The sequence below is a fragment of the Stenotrophomonas sp. AGC87 genome, assembly GCF_057333975.1.
Window position 1 is genome coordinate 167,912 of record NZ_JBHFHW010000032.1, and the last position, 1,967, is coordinate 169,878.

Consider the following 1,967-nt stretch of genomic DNA (forward strand, 5'->3'; position numbering starts at 1 on the left):
CCACAAACGACCGGGCCCGCCGAAGCGGGCCCGGAAACGCAGGCGGGGCGGGGCTTACTGCCCGGCCTTGACCGCCACGAAGGCGCTGTTGCCGTTGGCGCGGATCAGCAACATGACCACATCACCCTTGCTGTATCCGGCCAGCGCCTTGTTCAGCGCGGCCACGCTGCCGACCGGGGTCCGGCCGACCTGCAGCACCACCAGGCCCGGCGACAGCCCGGCGTCACGCGCCGACTGGCCGTTGACCCGGGTGATGCGCACGCCCTCGCCCGCCGACAGGCCCAGCTGCTGGCGCTGCGGCGCGGTCAGATCGGCCACCTCCAGCCCCAGCAAGGCGTTGGCGCCGGCCTCGGGTTTGGCCGCGTCCGCGGCAGGACGGGCGGCGCCACGCTCGGCGTCTTCGGCCAGCTCGGTCAGGGTGGCGGTGATCTCCCGCTCCTTGCCATCGCGCAGCACGCTCAGGCGGACCTTGCTGCCCGGCGGCAGCGCACCGATGGCCGGCGGCAGATCGCTGAAGGTGTTGATCGGGCTGCCATTGACCGAGCGGATCACATCCCCCGGCTCGATACCGGCCTTGAGCGCCGCGCTGCCCGCGACCACCTCGTTGACCAGCGCGCCGCGGCTGTCCGGCAGGCCCAGCCCCTGGGCCTTCAGGCCATCGATCGGACCGACCGCCGCGCCGAGCTGGCCGCGGCTGACCCGGCCGGTCTTCTTGATCTGTTCGACCGCACCCATGGCCAGGTCGATCGGGATCGCGAAGCTGATCCCCATGTAGCCGCCAGAAGCGGAGAAGATCTGCGAGTTGATGCCGACCACTTCACCACGGGTATTGAGCAGCGGGCCACCGGAATTGCCCTGGTTGATCGCCACGTCGGTCTGGATGAAGGGCACGTAGCGCTGGTCCGGGCCGCCGGTGCTGCGGCCGACCGCGCTGACGACGCCGGCGGTGACGGAGTGGTCCAGCCCGAACGGCGAACCGATCGCGACCACCCATTGACCCGGCTTGAGGGTGTTGGAATCACCCACACGCACCGTCGGCAGATTCTTGCCGTCGATCTTGAGCAGGGCCACGTCGTACTGCTGGTCGCTGCCGACCACCTTGGCGGTGAACTCACGACGATCACCGAGCTTGACCTTCACCTCACTGGCATCGGCCACGACGTGGTGATTGGTCAACACGTAGCCGTCGGCGGAGATGATGAAGCCCGAGCCCATGCCGCGGCCGCGGATGCTCGGGGTGCCGTCATCGGGGCCGTCCGCGCCCTGCCCCGGCATCTGGAAATCCGGGCCGAAGAAGCGACGGAAGAATTCCGGCATGTCCTGGTCGGACGGCCCGGCCATGCGTGCCTGGCGGTTACTGCGCACGATGGTGGTCTCGACATTGACCACGCCCGGCCCGACCTGCTCGACCAGATTGGTGAAGTCCGGCAGGCCACTGACCAGCTGCGGCGCCGGCGCGCGGGGTGCAGCAGCGGCCGCCGGCGCGGCAGCGGTGGCCGGGGACGGCGACTGCGCGCAGGCCACCAGTGGGAGCGTCATGGCGATCAGCGCCAGGGCATGGGTACGGATACGGGCGGTCATCAGACACGAACCTCCGGGTCAGGGAACAAAGGGGGGAACGCTCCGGCGCACAGGCCGGAGCGGAGCGTCAGCGCGACGATGCTCAGTCGCGGTGCCGGCGCGCAGGTTCGGCCGATTCGGCCGACTCCTGCAGGCGCGGCTCGAACGGATAGAACGCGGCCTGCGGCGCCTGTGTGGAGAAGCTCGCATTGAGCGCGCCGCCTGCGGCCGGGGCCAGACTGGAGCGCGGCCAAGGCTTGGCCTGTAGATTGCCGACCTCACCGAACGGGAACTGCCGCGCGGCGGCCGCCGGCATGGCCGGGGCCAACGGCGCCTGGCTGGCAATCGCCCGCTGCGGCTCGGCACTGCGCTCGGCGGCGCTGCGCGCGGCCTGCTGGGTGCGCGTG

1 protein-coding gene and 1 pseudogene are annotated in these 1,967 nt (G+C 70.9%); both read right to left on the reverse strand.

Features of this window, described 5'->3' with window-relative positions; all coding sequences use genetic code 11:
- Positions 1-54: 54 nt before the first annotated feature.
- Positions 55-1,581 carry a DegQ family serine endoprotease gene (locus ACE026_RS13500; RefSeq protein ID WP_486039374.1) on the reverse strand — a complete coding sequence of 509 codons (1,527 nt, stop codon included), beginning with the start codon at positions 1,579-1,581 and terminating at the stop codon, positions 55-57.
- Between the two features lie 82 nt (positions 1,582-1,663).
- Positions 1,664-1,967, reverse strand: a pseudogene (locus ACE026_RS13505) (anti-sigma factor); the annotation flags it as partial.

Bases quoted from the DNA above. Each gene is read 5' to 3' on its own strand.
- ACE026_RS13500 (WP_486039374.1), bottom strand. From the start codon at position 1,581: ATGACCGCCCGTATCCGTACCCATGCCCTGGCGCTGATCGCCATGACG.